The organism is Nitrospira sp. Nam80 (genome assembly GCF_965152575.1).
Genome location: NZ_OZ224216.1, coordinates 2,761,990 through 2,779,893, shown reverse-complemented (window position 1 = coordinate 2,779,893; position 17,904 = coordinate 2,761,990). Strand labels below are relative to the sequence as shown.

Here is a 17,904-nt window from a genome sequence, read left to right as displayed (position 1 = left end):
TATGTCGGGAATATCCTCCGAGGAACTAGGAGGAACGATAGCATTCACTAAATGCGATCAGAACGAGAACACCTAGATGCCGTGCTTGCTGATCCGCCACCGGGCTCATTGGCGGATCCCGTAGAGATAGAGGCTCCATGAATGCGTGGTACCTGGTCTAAGCCGGTCCATCTGCATTGTTGCATCGCGGCGTGAGACCCGCTGCGATGGAGACGCGACAAGTCAGCCAATCAAGAGGCGTCATTGGTGAAGAATAGAAGAAGGCGACGCTCTAGTTCGGCGAGGTCGGTCATGATTTCGATGTTCTGCGAGTAATTTGAAAGGGACCGCGCCCCGGCCCCGCCCAGCACGATCGAGCGATTCGTCGCTGCTAAATCACGTAAGCCCTGCATCAGCCGGGCTTCTTCCTCGGGGGCCGGCATAGCGATGATTGAGAGGAGGATGACGTGCGGGTCGATATGCCGGCACAGTGTGGCCAATTCCTCGAAGGACACGTTGGCCCCGAGATAGTACGTACGGCAGCCTCGGGAGGCGCAGATGTAGGCGGCAGCCAACGCTCCTCCCTCATGGTATTCTCCCGGAGGACAGGCGAGGATGACGCGAGGTCCTTGCTCATGGATCGGCAATTGGTTCATTGCCGTGAATAGTTTCTGCCGGACGTGGTTCGTCACGTAGTGTTCCACTGCTACGCTCACCTTACCTTCATGCCACAAATCCCCGATACGCTGTTGAAGCGGTAGGAGAATGCCGTGTAACGCCTCGTCGAACGGCACAACGGCCACGGCTCCATTGAGCCGGCGTTCGAACGGGGCCTTATCCAAGGGGTCGAGCAGCTCTATCAGCTCGTGAAGCACCCGCTCGCAGGGTGGCAAGGTGGCCGCGACTGAATGCGCCGCTCCAGCCGCAGCCTTCATAAGATGATCTTTTCCCATTGCCGCTAAATTTCCGATCGACTGTCCCTGATCCATTGATCGCTTGAGGTACCGAAGCAAGGCCACGTCTTCAGCCGTGTAGGTGCGATACCGATCGACACTCCGTACCGCACTCGGATCACATCTTTGGACAATCCCGTCAGCTTCGCGAATCTCCGTATTCTGTGGGTATTCATAAAATGTTCGTACCCAATCATATGTCTAATGTCTAGTGTTTGTCAAACATATTTGCAAAAAATACTTGTCACAACAGACCAAGTGTGGATATACATTAGACAGACATTTGACATAAAGGAGGGCTCACATGAAACCTTCTTCTAGAGAACAACCAGTACTTCTCCTCGGCGACGCGTATGGACAAGGCCGTTGTCGGCGGTGCGGGGGCCTGCTGGTGCCGGAGTTCTTGTTGGAACTGAATATTCGTTCATCAGAAACAACAGCGGAACGGTGCGTTCAATGTGGGGACATCGTTGATCGCGTGATCATACTCAATCGGACGCACCGTCCCGGCATGTCGGATCCCGAGCGAGGCGTCGAACAGTGGCAGTTGTAACCATGGATTTCCGCGTTCCCCAAGCGGGTGCTTGAAGAGGGAGGAGGGTGTCAACGGGCCAATTGGTTTTTCCTGTTCTGCGGTGCACGGTTTGCGGCGAGGTTATCGATCAGGTGATCCTCGAAAACCGGCGGGCACCGGCTCTGAACCTTCTGTATGGAACAAACTGTATGGAACAAGCAGAGGAAGTACGGCCAGCGGGTTGTGCCAATCGAGTCAACGCGCAAGCGTATTTCAGATGTGTCTGATGATGAGGACGAATAATGCTCTGAAGAAGCGTGAGCAGTCGGATGTTTTACGGCGTGACATCGCAATGGAGTAAGGACTATGCGAGTGATTGTCACAGGGGGAACCGGTTTTATCGGACGCGCTCTAGTTCATGAGCTAGGGCAGAACGGGCACGACGTGACAGTGCTCTCGAGAAACCCAGTCGCGGTGAGAGCGCTGCTTTCCCGGTCGGTTGCGTGCGTCGGCTGGGATCCTCACTCAGCCGATAGATGGCAGGAGGTGTTTGAAGACGCTGACGCCGTGATCAATTTGGCCGGAGCACCGATCGCGGAACGGCGCTGGACCGGCGCGCGGAAGCGGCTGATCCGGGAGAGTCGTGTAAGCGCTACCAGAGCGGTCGTGGAAACACTATGCAACCGTGCCACCAAGGCTTGTGTGTTGGTGAACGCGTCCGGCATCGGGTACTACGGCGCGAGCAATGGAATCTCTATTTATGAAACGGTCGGGGCGGGGAGCGGGTTTCTGGCCGATCTTTGCGTCGAGTGGGAGCGAGAAGCCAGGCGTGCGGAAGACTCCGGGGTGCGCGTGGTGCGCTTGCGCTTGGGAATGGTGTTGGAATGCGATGGAGGAGCGTTGCCTAAGATGGTATTGCCCTTTCGCCTATTCCTCGGTGGGCACATTATGCCGGGGTCACAATGGGTCTCCTGGATTCATCGGCGGGATGTGATCGGTCTGATTCAGTGGGCTCTCGAGAATCCCAGAGTGTCGGGAGCGGTCAATGCCGTCTCGCCTGATCCGGTGACGATGCGTACGTTTTGCCGTTTCCTGGGGAAGGCATTGAATCGGCCGTCGTGGCTTCCTGTCCCGGAATTCATGGTGCGCGCGGGCCTCGGAGAGCTGGGGAGCGTCATGACGACGGGGCAGCGGGTACTGCCGCGCGTTGCAGCGCAAGGAGGGTATACCTTTCAATATGCGGCATTGGAGCCGGCGTTGCGGGCCATTTTGGGTAGGAATGTGAAACAGGCGCGAGCCGCGTGAGGCCCGAAAACGCCGTGAACGAAATGACGTAGGCAAATGCGATGGATATGCTCCTGAACTACTTGTATGAGCTGGCGACCGGTCTTTTAGTTGGAAAGGTCGTATTCTTGTCGTTCGTCGTCGCGCCGATCATGGCCCAAACGCTTGATGCAGAAGCATTCGGCAAGACCGTCCGCCGGCTGTTTCCCGAATATTACCTGCTCGGTATGGGAAGCGCTGCAATCGCGCTTGCCAGTCTCATGGGCCTGGCTGTCCTTCATGGCGCCGGCTATCTGATGATTGTCTCCATGGCCTTGTGGGCCGGCGTTCTGGCGAGTGAGACGTACAGCCGCTCATGGGTGACCCCGCAAAGCAATGCCATACGCGACCAATTGAAACAACAGGAATTGCATGGAGCCGTCGATCCAGGCTTAAAGAAGAAGTGGGATCGACTTCACCGGCAATCTGTTGTGTTGAACTCGCTCGTGCTGCTCGTTGGTCTGATCTTAATCTGGACGGCTGCCCGGCTGAAGTGATGAGAGAGGCGGATGCCTCGGAGGAGTTGCGCTGATGCGCGGCTTGGTGTGGTTCCGGCGCGATCTGCGGATTCAGGACAATCCGGCTCTGACGGCGGCTGTTGAAGAATGCAAAGAGGTGGTGCCGCTTTTTGTCTTTGACGAACCGCTCTTGCGATCCCAGGTATTCGGTTCCCCTTGCGTTAATTTCATGCTCCAGTCACTGCATGAATTATCCATCACTCTGTCGGAACTCGGACTCGAATTGACGTGGCGAAGAGGCGAGCCACTCGATGAGCTCACGGCTACCATTCGTGAACGAGCCATCGACCGTATCTACTGGAATCGTGATTACGAGCCTGGCGCGCTACAGCGAGACCGGCTCGTGCAACAGTGCATGGCTCGGCACGGGGTCGCCGTTCGAACATTCAAGGACCATGTCATCTTTGAAGCGGACGAGATCCGCGGGACCACAGGGAAGCCGTTGCAGCGCTACGGCGCGTACCGCAAGCGCTGGTGGGACCGATGGCGCACGGCCGCCCCCTCTGTATTACCGAGACCATCGCCCCGACAGAGGCCTGTTGATCCGGCAACTTTAAGAGCTGCCTCATGGCCCTCCGCCGAGGATCTGGGATACACGAGCGTTGTGCCGTGGATTGCTCCCGGTGAAGATGCGGCTCGGAGACGGTTGAACTGGTTCCTGATCGGACCAATCCATTCGTACGCCCGACACCGCAACCTACCCGCGGAAGACGGCACCTCGCGGCTCTCCCCGTATTTCCGCTTCGGTACCATCACGCCGCGCACCGCTGTCCACGCGGCGATGGCGACCTTGAACAAAAGCGGCGCGGTATCGCGAGCCGACGTGCTGACATGGGTCGAAGAGATAATCTGGCGGGACTTCTTTCAGCAGGTCCTGACCGCCTTTCCCGCGGTGGCCGCGGGCCCTTTTCGTACGGACGCGGCGATGCCGCCGGCGAGAGAGCCGGGCCGCGAACGCGACCGGCTGTTTGACGCCTGGCGCAACGGCCGAACTGGGTATCCAATCGTCGATGCCGGGATGCGCCAATTGATGCAAACGGGGTGGATGCACAATCGAGTGCGGATGATCGTCGCATCGTTTCTGGTCAAAGATCTCAGGCTGGATTGGCAGAGCGGCGAACGGCATTTCATGCGGCAGTTGCTCGATGCCGACATGGCGGCCAACAATGGAAACTGGCAATGGTGTACGGGCACGGGAACCGACGCCATGCGCCCTGCTCGGATCTTCAACCCCGTTCTGCAGAGTAAACGGTTCGACGGCGACGGTCGGTATATTAGAGCCTACGTCCCGGAGCTGGCTCGGGTGCCTTCCTCGCTGATCCATGAACCGCACCTCATGAGCCCGGATCAGCAACAGCGCTTCGCCTGCCGCATCGGCAGCGACTATCCGAGGCCGATCGTTGACCATAGCCGCGCCAGACAGGAATACCTGGAATTGGCAAGAGAAGCCAAGCAGCGGCGTTGAAGGGCATCATGCCAATGAACGAGTATCTGCAATCAGTCTCTCTCCGGCTCGGTATCAGCCGACGCTTGCTGGGTGATGCAGTTCGCTATGATGGCGGCCATAAGCGGGACGGTCGGCCGGCGGACTTGCTTGGGCGATGCGGATCCTTTTCATGGAGGCGCTCAGAGTCAAGGCCACGACCCGCAAGCATGTCAACGTGCTCAATCATCTTGTTATTTCAAGTCAAGACTTCTCTCTGCTGAACGGGCCGAGCTTGAAGATATTATTGCCGACTATCACCACGGGCTCGTACCGCTAATGGTACCGCTCACCCTCGTGAAACATTACGTGGCGGTGTATGAGACATGATTATTGTCCAGCACCAACCGTGAGGCCTCCTCGCGGTCGTCGCTCCGCCCTTCATTACTAAAACGTGTACCCGGTGTTATAAGCCTTTTCTAAGGTCAGACTAATGCCCTGCTAATCCTCGATTGTTACTGTGGCTGAACAAAGGAGTCAGCCATGCACCATATCGGGCTGCGGGTCTATTTGACGGCCGTTGCAATATTTATCAGTTCCATGATTGCCAGGTTCCGGTATGGCGCGCGACGGGTTCGCACGGCTCGGGACGGAATCTTAGGTCGATAGACAGCATTCGGTTGATTCGCGAGGATCGGCTAAAGAGAAGCGACGGCAGGACGTAGATGAAAGAAGCGAGCATTCACTATTGTTTCAGATCTGATGTGGTCGAATATCTCCGCGCATGCCAACGATTGCTGAAGAACTCCCGCGAAACGCCTCTCACAGCGCATGAGCAGGAAGTGATTCTCCTATATGCGAGAAAACTAGTGGAAGCCTTCTTATAAAGATCGTGAGTTATTGATCCGGATGTGCGGCATTCAGATCGGATTTCTTGTGGGAAGGCCGCCGGTTGCCCCGTTGACCAAGAAGTTGCGCCAGGGTGCGTGGAAACTCAGCCGTCTCCAGTGTGTCGAGCGGGACGGGCAGGGCCACCGACCAATTGGGATACTTGCCGGGCGCGGAGGGCATGTTGGGTCGTTCGGCCGTGACGCAGGCCGTTTCAAGATCGGCCATGAGAATCATAGAGGGCGCCTCGGCCAATTGCTCATAGGTTTGGAGGATAGCAATCGCCACGTCCGCTTCTTCCTTGACCTCGCTGGCATTCAATACCTTGCTTCTGAACTTCTCGTGTCCCGACCGATCCGGTTCCACGCCGACTCGTTCCTGCATGCGGAGATCCGCCCCGGTCCACACTCCGACGAGCGTGGGCAGGTCATGAGTGGTGACCGCCGCCAATGCCTTTTCCGGATATTCGGAGGGCGGCTGGTCTTCGAACCACAGCAATCGATAGGACAGCACGTTACGGTCGGCTAATCGCTCGCGAACGCCGGATTCCACCGTGCCTAAATCTTCTCCCACGACAACGGCCCCGGCGCGATGACTTTCCAGCGCGATGATCGATAGCAAGTCATCGACGGGATACCGCACGTAGGCCCCGTCTTTCGGCGTCCCTCCTCTAGGAACCCACCATAGCCGGAACAGGCCCATGACGTGATCAATGCGGAGCCCTCCCGCATGGCGCAACACGGCGCGAATTGTTTGGATGAACGGCTCGTAGGCCGTTTCTCGAAGGTGATGGGGAATAAAAGGCGGGAGCCCCCAATCTTGACCTTCCGCGTTATGGAGGTCAGGCGGCGCGCCGACGCTCATGTCGCCTGCAATGAGATCCTGCCATATCCATGCGTCCGCCCCGTCAGGCGAAAATCCTACCGGCAAGTCTTGCATGAGCGGCACCGGCTGTGCCGCGCGAGCCAATTGCCGGTTCATCAACCACTGCAGCCATTCATGAAACCCGACCCGGTCCGATTCCGATTCGGCGTATTGCTGCACGGCCGGTGAGTCGGGCCGGCGATACTGTGAAGGCCACCGTCGCCAGTCCGCGCCATGGTGTTCGGCCAGCGCGCAAAACGTGGCAAACTCCCGGAGCGTCTTGCCTCCCTCTGTCCGAAACCGCTCGAATTCCGGATCACCATGAAAAGAAGGCCACAGAAGCTGCAATGCTTGCCGCTTCAGCCGGAACACCTGATCGCGATCAATCAGTCTGTCGTCATTCAGGGCGCGCCCGCGGGCGGCAAGTTCCTGCAACCGGTGTCCGAGCTGAGCGGCTCCGGGGATGTCTTCAATCCGTAGGTAGAGCGGATTCAAGTACCGGCGGCTTGAAGGGGAATAGGGGCTCGGCTCCTGCGGCAGAACCGGTGCGGTGGCGTGCAAGGGATTGATCAAGACGAGCCCGGCTCCTTGACTCTGAGCCCATTCGGTAAGGCGTCGGAGATCGGCTAAGTCACCCATGCCCCAGCTTTGTCGGCTACGAGCCGCGTACAATTGCGCACTCCATCCCCACACGCGTAAAGATGAGGGTAAATGACACTGCTTCGGGCTGATGATCACGCGAACCGGGCGGGAGGAGCCAATCCGCGGTATCAATTGGTGGTAGCCGATCGGGAGATCTGACGGAAGCCGGCCTGTTAACCGAAGGACCGAACCCTCTTCCAGTATCAGTTCAGCCGGACCCGGAAGCGGTTTCGGTTCATTTTGCCCAATGACAAGAACAGGTTCATCAAATAAGGAACCCGCCTGCGCGGGGGGCCTTCCCATGGCGGTGCGGATCGACTCGATGGTCTGTTCGGACACGCGTTGAACCTCGCCGGCCGCGTCCTCATACGTCGCATCGATTCCCCAAGGATTGGATGTCGTCATCGGGATTTGCCGCTTAAAAAGTGCGTGGAAAAGCCGCCGTGAACGGGCAGTACCCTATCTCGATTTACGCCAATGAATAACTAGGAAAGTCCCCGGCTCCGGCGCATCCTACAAACGTTAGCATTTTTTCGCATGTCCTCTTGACTCGACGGTCTTGAAGAATTAGCTGCTCGCCAAGGTCAGCGAAGAGGCTGCAATACATTTCTACAGAAGGGAGGGCTGCCATGAATGTTCTGCGAGCCATGATTGACCAGGATTCATTCCGTGAATTGGAGAATATGTCGCAGCGTCTTAACAAGGTTCTCGGCGGGCGCAACATGCCCGGTGGGAGCCGAGAGGAATCAATGGCAGTGGCCGATTGGATTCCGATCGTCGATGTGGTGGAAACGGACGCAGAGTTCCAATTGCTTGTGGAACTTCCCGGCGTCGAGAAAGAAGACGTGAAGTTGTCGGTTGAAGCAGGAGTGCTGACGATAACCGGTCAACGAGGCCAGGATAAGGACGAGAAGCGGCGGTATCACCGCGTCGAGCGGTCATATGGACGATTTGCTCGAAGCTTTTCTCTTCCGGACGCGGTCGATGAACAAAAAGTTGGGGCGGAGTTCCGAAACGGTATTCTGATCATTCATCTTCTTAAATCTGAAAAAGCAAAACCAAGATCCATTGAAGTGAAAATCAGCTAGGGCTTCTCCCAGATCCGTTCAGGTGTCGATTAGCAAGCGACGGGAACGATTCTTGTTCGACGCAGATGATTCCGGGGGTGGACCCGATATGGCAAGGGAGCCGGTATGGACCAGGCACACGATCACTATGTCGTATTAGGGGTGCCGCATACGGAAAGCTTTGAAGGCATCCAGAAGGCCTACCGCCGGTTGGTCAAGGAATGCCATCCGGACCATGCCGGCGGACAAGGCGCTGAACGGTTTCAAACGGTCCATGAAGCCTACGAAGTCTTGTCCGATGCCCGACGCAGAAAACAATATGACGAAACGCTGTTGGCGCGTAAGCGACCGATCCATACCGATGCCGAACCGCTTCTTTCGCCGAGGCGGCCTTTGCGGCGACCGGAACCGTTCAGCACCCAAGGGCTACGGGCTGATGGAAATACAAATGCCCAGGACATTTTGTTGAAGCTGATCCGTTACGAGGTTTCCGAGTTTGCTCGTGTCGCGGAATATCTGCTTTCCCCTATAGGTCTGTCGACAGAACTGACCGACGATGAGGAAGCATTTGTCCGTCTGTATCTCGAGCAATTGGTGGAAAAGTATGGATTGTAATCGTCTTTCCCGGCTCTTGACTTTACAAAATCGTGGATTAACTGGGACGTACATTGACCGGCTGGACTAGATGGACGGATGGAGGGCTCACTGTCTGGAATAGCGGTCGTTCCGCATGTCCCGCAGGCCCTCCCTTCCATACTCTAAGCTCCAGCTTTTTCCATAACCATTAAACGTTCACCTATGGTGAAGGAGGGGTAATCGTATGATGATCCTGAATGAATTGCCGGTCCCGTTTCGAAATGGGTCTCTCGACTCCCAAATTGATCGTGTTCTCAGCGACGCGATTCAATCGGTGAACCAATGGTCGAAGCGGTGGAATCCGGCCTGCAATGTGTACGAAAACGACGAAGGCTTCACGGTTCAGATGGCGCTTCCAGGATGGGACGCCAAGGAGCTTGATGTGCAGGTGGAAAATCAGATGTTGTGTGTGCAGGGCGGGCGGAGCAGTGACGAATCGGAACAAAGAACCTGGTATGAGCGGGGCATCGGGACCGGCCCTTTTTCATCTTCATTCCGATTGCCCGACTACGCGGACCAGGAGAAGGTGAGGGCCTCGTTTAATCAGGGATTGTTGACCATCACATTCCCTAAACGCGAAGAAGCCAAGGCCCGCCACATTCAAATTGACGGGTAAGGATATGTGATTGTATGCCCATGCACGCCGGCGTTCCGAGAGTGATGGGCGCCGGCGCGGGCTGGTGAAGAGACGATCATTAGCGCTGTGAGCCATAACGGATACGGAAAGGAGAGACCAGTTATGGAAGCTGGCTGGCATACGTTGACAAGACATATCAGAACAGTGTTTCACCAACTCAAGAAGCGGCGGTGGCCGGCTTTATTTCGGCTTGGTCATACCAGCATTGCAGGAGGTATGGCGCGTTGATGAAACGTTTATAGGACCACGATGAGGAAAGGGGGTGAACACGATGATGGATCTTAGTTCAGTCGTTGACGCGGCTTTGACGTTCGGAGGGATGATGGCGGTTCTTTTTATGGGGATTTTCACCTTGCGGAGTGAATCCACCACCGCGTTCGTCGCCCCGGATTCACGTGCAGAAGCTGCAACCGGTGAATACCCGCGTGTATGGCACAAGGCGGCATGATTCCCCATGGTCATGGAGGGGGCCTCGGTAGGAGAGACCCCCTCTCCTCGATAAGTGACGCGAATCTGGCGGCCGCGCCTCACCCTTGACGATACGTCCGCTGCTTTTTCTCTGTGTATTCCACTCGACGCGATCGAGCATCACAAACCCCGCTTGATCCCGAAGTGTGTCCGCCATGTCTCGAGTAATGTCTGCAAACCCTGGATGGTGGTCGCGATGCTCTCAAGTTGCACATCGGTTAACGGTTGTTTTTGCTGAAGATAACGCTCCACATCGGAGCTTACCTTCATGAAGTCAGCGACCATCCGGTTTGTCCGAACCGGGGCCCTGTCGAGCCTCTGAATGGGCTTTTGACTTGAGCTGGGTCCTCGTCTTGTCTTGTCGCGAGACATGCTCATAGATACTCTACGTTACCCCAGCTTACTGGAAGGTATATCGGACGCCGAACAGCATGGTGAGCGCGGAAAGATCGCCGACATTGGTATGGTTCCGGTTCCACGCGACTTCCGTATTGAACATCAGTCCCTTTGGTAGACTGGGAAACCAGTTATTCATGGCGTAGTCGATGCCGCCGGCGGTTCTCCACGCGAACGAATCGCTGACGTTGTTGCTGTTGATATTAACACCGATGCCGGTGGAGAGATAAGGGATCACCGGGCCGAAGTGGCCGGGGCGATATTCCAAGAGCACTGGAAGCAACGTCACGGTGTCTACGGAACCAGAACCTCGGTCGAATCCATGATTCGACCATTCGAGCATGCCCCCCAGCCTGAACCACCGATTCATCCCGTACAGACCTTGGAAATTCAGCGCCGGTCCCGCTGTATCGAGGACGCTCCGTTGCGTGATGAAACTTGGGCCGATGCGGAAACCCGTAGTCCACCTACCAGGCTCCGCCATGCCGTCGTTGCTCCATTCGGCCGCAGAACCGCCGCCGGCAGCAAGTAGAAACAGAAGAGAGCTGAAAATGAACATCCATGTTGCGTGTCTCATGATCGATGCATTCATGACAGGGTTCCTCGCAGTTGGTTAAACCATGGAAGAGCAGCGCCGGACCGTCATGCGGTCTCGTACTCTTCGAATCGTATTCAAGACTAGGAAGAATGATAGTGCAAGGGCCTTGATCAAAATGTTCAGCGTGAGCAGTATGGATGAATGAGCAAAGGAATGTCGGTGCGGGCGCTGATTCTCGTATAGAGGTGTGTCCATGGAAGAGCCATACAGTTTGACGGGTATGCCTCCACACGATGAACTGGATGCCACGATGATCGGGTGTCCGGCCTGCGCGGGAGTCTTGGCCATCGGGAAAGATCAAGGATCCTTGCGTCCGCATCTGATGTGCAGCGTGGGGCATAGATTTTCCTTCGACTCGCTGCTGGAGGCCAAAGAAGAGGAATTGGAGAAGGCCATGTGGTCGGTCGTCGCACTGTTCGCGCACCTCGACATGGTCATCCAGAAATTATTGGAGCAGCCGGGCCAGGACAACGATAAGGTCCATGAGGCGCTTCAGAAACGAGCGGCACAGGGACGGCGGCAGGCGGCGCAATTGCGGGCCATGGTGGAAGAGACGGAACGGCCGAATCTCTCCTTCCCGATCGGCTGAGGCTCTATGTCCGGCAATGGATCATCTCAAGTTAATGGGGAACGGATTGCCAGGGATGTCATCGTGATCGGGGCGTCCATGGGCGGGGTGGCGGCGTTGAAATGGCTCTGCTCTGAGCTGCCGCCTGATTTTCCAGGCCTGATCGGAGTGGTCCTTCATCGGAGTCCGATGTATGACATCGACACGCAGGCCATTTATGAGAAAGCCGGCAGAATTCGTGTGTGCGAGCCGGCGCATGAAGAGCCGTTACGGCAGGGAACCGTCTACTTCGCCCCGCGGGATCGCCATATGCTGTTTCATCGCGACCTCATTGAGCTGAGCCACGGTCCCAAGGAGCATTTTACCCGCCCGGCGATCGACCCCTTGTTCGTCTCCGCCGCATCCTCCTTCGGCATGAGGGTCGTGGGCCTGCTCTTGACCGGCGGAGGGGCGGACGGTGTGCGCGGTCTGGTGTGCGTGAAGTTCCACCGCGGCCTGTCGGTGATTCAGGATCCAACGGAAGCGATCAATCCCTCCATGCCGGTGCGCGCGTTACGCGACGATCATGTCGATATGGTCACGACCCTGAGCGAGATTCCCACTCTTCTCCAGGATCTTGCTTCGGGACGATCCATCGCGTGCGGGTAATGATGCCAGCGCGGCTATGTCGTCGGGCTTCCAGGCCGCGTGCCGTGCCAGTATGGGGCCGGCGAAACCCGGCCTGTCTTATGTAGTGGTGACCCAGGCGGGCTAGGAGCCGGAGCGGGCGACCTCTAGCGGTTGAAAGGCAGGGAAATGTGAACCCTCACACCTTTGCCGGACTGGCTATGAACTTCGAAGGCGCCGTTCAGTAATCGAACGCGTTCCTGCATGCTGATCAGGCCAAGGCCCCTGGGCGACTCGGCATGCTTGGGATCGAATCCTTTGCCATCGTCGGCGATGCTCATCCGAATCATATTGCCGTCCTTTTCAAGATTGACCGTTATCTTCGAGGCACGGGCATACTTCACCACGTTATGAAGAGCCTCCTGCAACGTGCGGAAGAGGCAGGTCGTAGTCGTTTGCGGAAGGTGCCCCGGAACATCGCGGCAGGTGAAGGAGACCGGCAACTGCGTCACGGCGGTGAAGTCCTCGATGTAGTTGCGCGCGGCCTCTTCGATGCCGGTCGTTTCCCACATGGCCGGGTGCATGCCGTAGGCGACATGGCGGATGGTATCCAACACCTGCTTGAGATGCGTGCCGAGCGTACGGAGCTTGTCCGAGACCGGCTTGGTCGAGAGTTGTTCGATCGCGTTGGTCGTGATGATCGACAAAGCGAGCTGTTGGCAGCAATCGTCGTGCAATTCCCGCGCAATGACCCGCCGTTCCTCATCCCGCACGTTTAAGATTTTGGCGTTCATCTCTTGCAGCTTCTCTCGGCTGGTGCGCAACTCTGCTTCCTGGCGCTCGAGGCGATGTTCGGCCTGCTTCCGGAGTGTGATATCGACGACGGCGGCGCGCAGATGCTCCAGCGGAGCCTCGCCGCTTCTGACAGGACGGCCTTCGATCAGGACGGTCTTCGCCGCGCTCTCCTGCTCATCGGGGTCGTTCGACGAATCGGGCGAAATCCTGACCTCGCAGCTAAAGCTCTCCTGGTGGTCGAGGACCTGCCGGCAGAAATCGGTAAAGACTCGCCGGTCCCTGGGCGGGACAAACAATTGGAATCGCTTTCCTGTAACTTGATTCGTGGACCGAGCCAGCATCGCGGATCCGGCCGGATTGACTTCCTCGATGACGCCTTGCCGACTGAAGGTGAAATAGCCGACCGGGATCGACTCATAGAGTTCGGCGTATCGGTCCCGGCTCTCTTGCAGGTCCAGTTGCGCCCGGCGCATCTCCTCGCATTGCATCTCGAGTTCGATCTGGTACACCTGCAATTCGTGCACGAGCGTCATGGCGTCCTGTTTCATCCGATCAGGCCGGACGGACTCACAGGCCTTTTTCAGATAATCTTCCGCTTTGCGGCGCAGCGCTTCGACGTTCGTCCGTGGAGAATTCATCAATCACCTTGGTTCTTGGTGGCACCTCCGACCGGCTGTTCGCCGGCTTCGAAACCGATTGACCATTCCGCCCAACCGGGAATCGGATGTTGCCGTGAAATGCTGGTCCATCGAATGACTTTGGAAGAGCCGTCCTTACAGGTCAAGCGCAAGTCCCAGTTGCGGTAATCCTTTCCCAGGCCCGTCCGTATCTCGTCACGATAGGCGTCGTCGGGATACAGTTTCTTCAGCCAATCGGATTTGCCGATGATGTCGGCCGCCTGGTAGCCGGTGACCCGTTCGCATTCGTGATTCCAGGCGGCGAGCCGGCCCTCCTTATCCAGGGCGGCTATCATGACCGGCATGTGCGCGAATAGCGCGCGGAGCCGTGATTCGCTGTCCGTGAACGACTGTTCCAGCTTCTTCATTTCGGTGATGTTCGTAAAGGTCAAGACCGCGCCGTCGATCACGTTCTCGATCGTGCGATAGGGAATAATCCGCAGGAGGAACCACTCGCCGGATTTAGCCTCCACGTGGCGCTCGACCTGGATGAGGTTGTCGAGCACTTCTCTGACATCGTGCACGAGATCCTCGTGTTTGAGATTCGTCGCGATGTCGCTGAAGGGACGCCCCACGTCCGTGGCGATCAGATTGATGACGCGGGCGGCCTGCGGCGTAAAGCGCTTGATGTTCAAGTCGTTGTCCAAGAAGATCGTCGCGATATCCGTGCTGTTGAAGAGATTCTTCATGTCGCTGTTCGTCTGCGAGATGTCTTCGATCTTTTGCTGGAGCTCGGAATTGACCGTGACGAGTTCTTCGTTAAGCGACTGCAACTCCTCCTTCGACGTCGTCAGCTCTTCATTCGTGCTCTGCAACTCCTCATTGGTCGATTGCAGCTCCTCGTTGGCGCTTTTGAATTCCTCCTGCGACGTCTCCATCTGCTCCACGCTCATTTGCAGCTGGTGCTTCAAATGCCTGATTTCCTGCTCGAGTTGCTTGATCGCCTTGATGGGCTTGATGTGGGAGCTCTGCCCAGAGGACCCGGCATGCCCTCCTTTGAGTTCGTCGATCTCCTGGAAGGCGACGAGCGCCATGCCGCGCATATCCGCGACGCCGGTCAACGGCCGGACCGACACATTAACGATATGATGGGCGCCGTTGCCCTGGACCCGGAGACCGGCGGTTTGCATTTCGCGTCGTTGCAGGAACGAGCGGCGGACCAATGAGGCAATTTCCAGACGCAACCCTTCGCGGGCCATGGAGAAGATGTTCATGGCGGCTTCTCCGGCCGCCGGCTCCAGATACCGTCCGGTCTTCCCGTGGATGTAGAGGATGTCGCCGTTTTCATTGACCAGCACGGAAGGCGGGGCGAAGCGATCGACCAGAAGCTGGCGAAAGAGATCCGTAAATGTGACATCCATGGTCGATTTCACTTTGGTATCCTGCGGCTTGGCATCGTGCGGCACGATGGCGGTCGGAATGTCCACCATGGGGCGCGTAACGACCTCTCCTTGCTTTTTCTTAAAAATCTTACATTTGGCATCGACAGTCCCGAAGAGATCGGAGAAATTTCCGATCGTCTCAGAGGATCCGAGGAACAAGATGCCGCCGGTATTCAACGTGTAATGAAAGAGCGGCAGCACTTTCTTTTGCAGTTCGGCGGTGAAATAAATGAGGAGATTGCGGCAACAGAGCAGATCCAGCTTGGTGAAGGGAGGATCCATGATGACATTGTGAGGCGCGAAGACCACCATTTCCCGGATATTCTTATGGATGCGATAGATGCCGTCTTCCTTGACAAAGAACCGGCGAAGCCGGTCCGGCGACACATCTTGCACGATTGTGTTCGGGTAGACGGCCTGGCGCGCTTTCTCCACCGCGTCCTTGTCGATGTCGGTGGCGAAGACCTGAGCCTTGACCGCTCCCTCCAGCTTCCGCTCCTCCAGGGATTCCCGGATCAAAATGGCGATGGAGTAGGCTTCCTCGCCGGTCGAGCAGCCGGGTACCCAGACTCGTATCGAACTGCCCCTGGTTTTGGTTTTCATGAGGTCGGGCAGCGCTTTGTCCTTCAATGCCTCAAACGCATACCTGTCGCGGAAAAAATTGGTGACGCCGATCAGCAGGTCTTTGAAGAGCAGGTCAACCTCGGCCGGATTCTCTCGTAAATATTGAGCATATTTTCCGACATTGGTGATCTGATTCACGGTCATGCGCCGTTCAATGCGCCGATAGATCGTATTCTTTTTATAGAATGCAAAATCATGTCCCGTCCGTGAACGCAGTAACACCAAAATTTTCGCCAGCGATGCGCTGGCGGTGCTTTCTTGGACGAGCGGCTGCGGAGGCTGTTTGGCAATATGCTTCACATAGGTGATGAGTTTGTCCGGCAATTCGTCTGGGGGCGCGACATAATCCACCAGCCCGGTGCCGAAGGCGCTCTTCGGCATGCTGTCATATTTGGCCGAGCGGGATTCTTGAACCATGACCAGGCCGAGGTGCTCTTTTACCGATTTGATGCCCAGCGTTCCGTCTGTCCCCATGCCCGATAGGATCACCGCCACCGCCTTTTCGCCTTGGTCTTCCGCCAGGTGTCGGAAAAAGAAATCGATCGGGGTCCGCCAGCCTCGCGCTGCCGTCGGCTCGTGGAGATACAGCGTGCTGTGCAGAAGAGACATGTCTTTATTTGGAGGAATGATATAGATCGAATTGGCGCGGACCTTCAGGCCATCTTCCGCCTGGCGCACCGTCATCTTGGTACTGCGCTGGATCAATTCGGGCATGATGCCCTTGTGGCTGGGATCGAGATGAGGAATCAGGACAAATGCGAGGCCGCTGTCCGAAGGCATGTGAGCAAAAAATTGCTCAAAGGCTTCCAGCGAGCCGGCCGAGCCTCCCATGCCGACGATATACGGCAGGCGCGCTTTGGCCGGAGTTTTTGCCGCGGCCCGCCTCGTGAAGGTGGACGACTTTCGACGCCGTGGGGCCGGCGGGACGGTGGTTTTCTTTGGAGGCATGAAGAGCGTCCCTCTTTGATCACACCACCCGAAAAACCCATAGACGGGACGGCGGGCGCGGTGACGGAGGCTGGGATTGTAGAGCGGCGTCCGCGCTATAGCAAGTCGGAACATCGGCGACACGATGGGGAGCTTTCGTGGTGTCGGATGAGCCTTCAACATTCGATTACCTGGCCCTCGACGAGTCGGTTCACGGTTGGCGCGATGGACTTGACCGGCAGCACGGCGTCGACATGATCATACCGGATCGCATTCATCGCCATGTACGGCATGTCGGCATCATGTGGGTCCTGCACCAGGCACAGACCCCCCTTCTCCTTTATGGCCACCATTCCGTTAACCCCGTCGTCCCCGCACCCGCTCAAGAGCAGGCCAACGACACGAGTCTCGAATGATGTCGCCGCCGAACGGAACAGGGGGTCGATGGCAGGCCTGGTGCTATGCTCTTTCGGCCCGCGCCGGATGAGGATGCGAGGCGGTTTAAATTCCATGTGGTGATCCGGCGGCGCCAGGAAAATCGTGCCGCTTGTCATCCGCATATCTTGCTCCGGCTCGATCAGAGGCAGGGTCGATCTCTTGCCCAGTACCTGCAACAGTTCACTAGGCGTCGGGCCGCGATGCAAGACCACGGCGACCACTGCCTGGAGGTTCGGCTGCATTTGGCTGAAGATTCGGATCAGCACTTCGATCCCCCCGGCTGATGCGCCAATGACGACGACGTTGCGGGCGATGCCTTTGCTATTCAGCATGCCGGTACCTTTTTTCAGCCGCAGGGCATCCAAGTCGTGGCGCCAGTGCCGGCGTAGATTACTCCCAGGCATGGGTGCGCTCGATCATGCGCGTAAGCGTGGCTTTTTGTTGGCGTGCCTCGCGTATCCGCTGATGCAATCGGCGCTTGTGATTTGCCTTGCCTCCTTTGATCTCCTCGATCATGCGGGCGTACACCAGCATGATATGTTCGAGCAGTGCCGCCGACGCCCATAAGACCCGTTCCACTTCCTTTTCTTTGGCGATCAGCAGGCTTCGGGTGGAAAAATGATGGCCGACCTGGCAGCGGTAGTCGCGATGTCCATTATTCTCGCGCACCACTTTCAAGACGCCGATACAATCGGGACAGGATAATTCAGTAGGCGCCGACTTGGCTTGTCTTGATTTCGCCATAACGAGCCACGCGCGGCCGAGGGGCGGTCTATGCTATGTCCAAGCCTGGTCTCGGCATACGAGGATGAACCCTAGCAACTTGCCGGCCCCGGGTCGTCCGCCTAAAGCATACGCATTCGCAATGATTGTGCCGTCAAAATCGATACCTCAGTCCTTGCGCATAAACGCATAAACGCGCTTGCCCCAGAGGTGCACCGATCACTCACTGTTCTGAGTTGTCCTCTCCTAGACAGAATG

At 57.1% G+C, this 17,904-nt stretch carries 19 protein-coding genes; 11 read left to right on the top strand and 8 right to left on the bottom strand.

The window, feature by feature from the left end; genetic code table 11:
- Positions 1–230: 230 nt before the first annotated feature.
- Positions 231–998, bottom strand: a complete 768-nt coding sequence (locus tag ACWGXE_RS13085; protein WP_447598205.1) for a cobalamin B12-binding domain-containing protein — start codon at positions 996–998, stop codon at positions 231–233.
- A 238-nt stretch (positions 999–1,236) separates the two neighbouring features.
- Between ACWGXE_RS13085 and ACWGXE_RS13080 the strand changes: the two genes are divergently transcribed.
- The 5 genes from ACWGXE_RS13080 to ACWGXE_RS13060 all read left to right on the top strand — a co-directional run bounded on the left by ACWGXE_RS13080 (position 1,237) and on the right by ACWGXE_RS13060 (position 5,100).
- Positions 1,237–1,485 (top strand): hypothetical protein, encoded by a 249-nt coding sequence (locus ACWGXE_RS13080; protein ID WP_447598204.1) that lies wholly within the window; start codon positions 1,237–1,239, stop codon positions 1,483–1,485.
- A 327-nt stretch (positions 1,486–1,812) separates the two neighbouring features.
- Positions 1,813–2,751 carry a TIGR01777 family oxidoreductase gene (locus ACWGXE_RS13075; protein WP_447598203.1) on the top strand — a complete coding sequence of 313 codons (939 nt, stop codon included), beginning with the start codon at positions 1,813–1,815 and terminating at the stop codon, positions 2,749–2,751.
- Positions 2,752–2,792: 41 nt separating this feature from the next.
- The gene (locus ACWGXE_RS13070; protein ID WP_447598202.1) at positions 2,793–3,266 is read left to right on the top strand and encodes a DUF4149 domain-containing protein; all 474 of its coding nucleotides are present in this window, start codon (positions 2,793–2,795) and stop codon (positions 3,264–3,266) included.
- A 34-nt stretch (positions 3,267–3,300) separates the two neighbouring features.
- Entirely contained in the window at positions 3,301–4,752 is a 1,452-nt protein-coding gene (locus ACWGXE_RS13065; RefSeq protein WP_447598201.1) for a cryptochrome/photolyase family protein, read from the top strand.
- 75 nt (positions 4,753–4,827) lie between these two features.
- Positions 4,828–5,100 (top strand): DUF1722 domain-containing protein, encoded by a 273-nt coding sequence (locus ACWGXE_RS13060; protein WP_447603736.1) that lies wholly within the window; start codon positions 4,828–4,830, stop codon positions 5,098–5,100.
- 507 nt (positions 5,101–5,607) lie between these two features.
- On the opposite strand, the gene malQ is transcribed toward ACWGXE_RS13060, so the two are convergent.
- Positions 5,608–7,509 carry a 4-alpha-glucanotransferase gene (gene malQ, locus ACWGXE_RS13055; protein ID WP_447598200.1) on the bottom strand — a complete coding sequence of 634 codons (1,902 nt, stop codon included), beginning with the start codon at positions 7,507–7,509 and terminating at the stop codon, positions 5,608–5,610.
- Positions 7,510–7,733: 224 nt separating this feature from the next.
- Here malQ and ACWGXE_RS13050 point away from each other — a divergent pair, with 224 nt between their 5' ends.
- The 4 genes from ACWGXE_RS13050 to ACWGXE_RS13035 all read left to right on the top strand — a co-directional run bounded on the left by ACWGXE_RS13050 (position 7,734) and on the right by ACWGXE_RS13035 (position 9,892).
- Entirely contained in the window at positions 7,734–8,192 is a 459-nt protein-coding gene (locus ACWGXE_RS13050; protein ID WP_447598199.1) for an Hsp20/alpha crystallin family protein, read from the top strand.
- A gap of 105 nt (positions 8,193–8,297) precedes the next feature.
- Positions 8,298–8,786 carry a J domain-containing protein gene (locus ACWGXE_RS13045; protein WP_447598197.1) on the top strand — a complete coding sequence of 163 codons (489 nt, stop codon included), beginning with the start codon at positions 8,298–8,300 and terminating at the stop codon, positions 8,784–8,786.
- Positions 8,787–8,991: 205 nt separating this feature from the next.
- Positions 8,992–9,423 carry an Hsp20/alpha crystallin family protein gene (locus ACWGXE_RS13040; protein ID WP_447598195.1) on the top strand — a complete coding sequence of 144 codons (432 nt, stop codon included), beginning with the start codon at positions 8,992–8,994 and terminating at the stop codon, positions 9,421–9,423.
- A 283-nt stretch (positions 9,424–9,706) separates the two neighbouring features.
- Entirely contained in the window at positions 9,707–9,892 is a 186-nt protein-coding gene (locus tag ACWGXE_RS13035) for a hypothetical protein (RefSeq protein ID WP_447598194.1), read from the top strand.
- 140 nt (positions 9,893–10,032) lie between these two features.
- Here the strand turns inward: ACWGXE_RS13035 and ACWGXE_RS13030 are convergent, their stop codons facing one another.
- Both ACWGXE_RS13030 and ACWGXE_RS13025 read right to left on the bottom strand, forming a co-directional pair.
- Entirely contained in the window at positions 10,033–10,182 is a 150-nt protein-coding gene (locus ACWGXE_RS13030; RefSeq protein WP_447598193.1) for a hypothetical protein, read from the bottom strand.
- A 130-nt stretch (positions 10,183–10,312) separates the two neighbouring features.
- The gene (locus ACWGXE_RS13025) at positions 10,313–10,885 is read right to left on the bottom strand and encodes an outer membrane beta-barrel protein (protein ID WP_447598192.1); all 573 of its coding nucleotides are present in this window, start codon (positions 10,883–10,885) and stop codon (positions 10,313–10,315) included.
- Between the two features lie 214 nt (positions 10,886–11,099).
- Between ACWGXE_RS13025 and ACWGXE_RS13020 the strand changes: the two genes are divergently transcribed.
- A complete protein-coding gene (locus ACWGXE_RS13020; RefSeq protein ID WP_447598191.1) occupies positions 11,100–11,495 on the top strand; it encodes a hypothetical protein in 396 nt (131 codons plus the stop codon).
- 6 nt (positions 11,496–11,501) lie between these two features.
- Positions 11,502–12,122, top strand: a complete 621-nt coding sequence (locus ACWGXE_RS13015; RefSeq protein WP_447598190.1) for a chemotaxis protein CheB — start codon at positions 11,502–11,504, stop codon at positions 12,120–12,122.
- Between the two features lie 125 nt (positions 12,123–12,247).
- Here ACWGXE_RS13015 and ACWGXE_RS13010 read toward each other — a convergent pair whose 3' ends face one another.
- The 4 genes from ACWGXE_RS13010 to ACWGXE_RS12995 form a co-directional block, all read right to left on the bottom strand.
- Positions 12,248–13,513 (bottom strand): PAS domain-containing sensor histidine kinase, encoded by a 1,266-nt coding sequence (locus tag ACWGXE_RS13010; RefSeq protein ID WP_447598189.1) that lies wholly within the window; start codon positions 13,511–13,513, stop codon positions 12,248–12,250.
- On the bottom strand, positions 13,513–16,506 hold the full coding sequence (locus ACWGXE_RS13005; protein ID WP_447598188.1) for a CheR family methyltransferase: 2,994 nt from the start codon (positions 16,504–16,506) through the stop codon (positions 13,513–13,515). The genes ACWGXE_RS13010 and ACWGXE_RS13005 overlap by 1 nt, the downstream gene beginning before the upstream one ends.
- A 155-nt stretch (positions 16,507–16,661) precedes the next feature.
- Positions 16,662–17,327 (bottom strand): chemotaxis protein CheB, encoded by a 666-nt coding sequence (locus tag ACWGXE_RS13000; protein ID WP_447598187.1) that lies wholly within the window; start codon positions 17,325–17,327, stop codon positions 16,662–16,664.
- Positions 17,314–17,667 carry a hypothetical protein gene (locus ACWGXE_RS12995; protein WP_447598186.1) on the bottom strand — a complete coding sequence of 118 codons (354 nt, stop codon included), beginning with the start codon at positions 17,665–17,667 and terminating at the stop codon, positions 17,314–17,316. The genes ACWGXE_RS13000 and ACWGXE_RS12995 overlap by 14 nt, the downstream gene beginning before the upstream one ends.
- Positions 17,668–17,904: the final 237 nt, after the last annotated feature.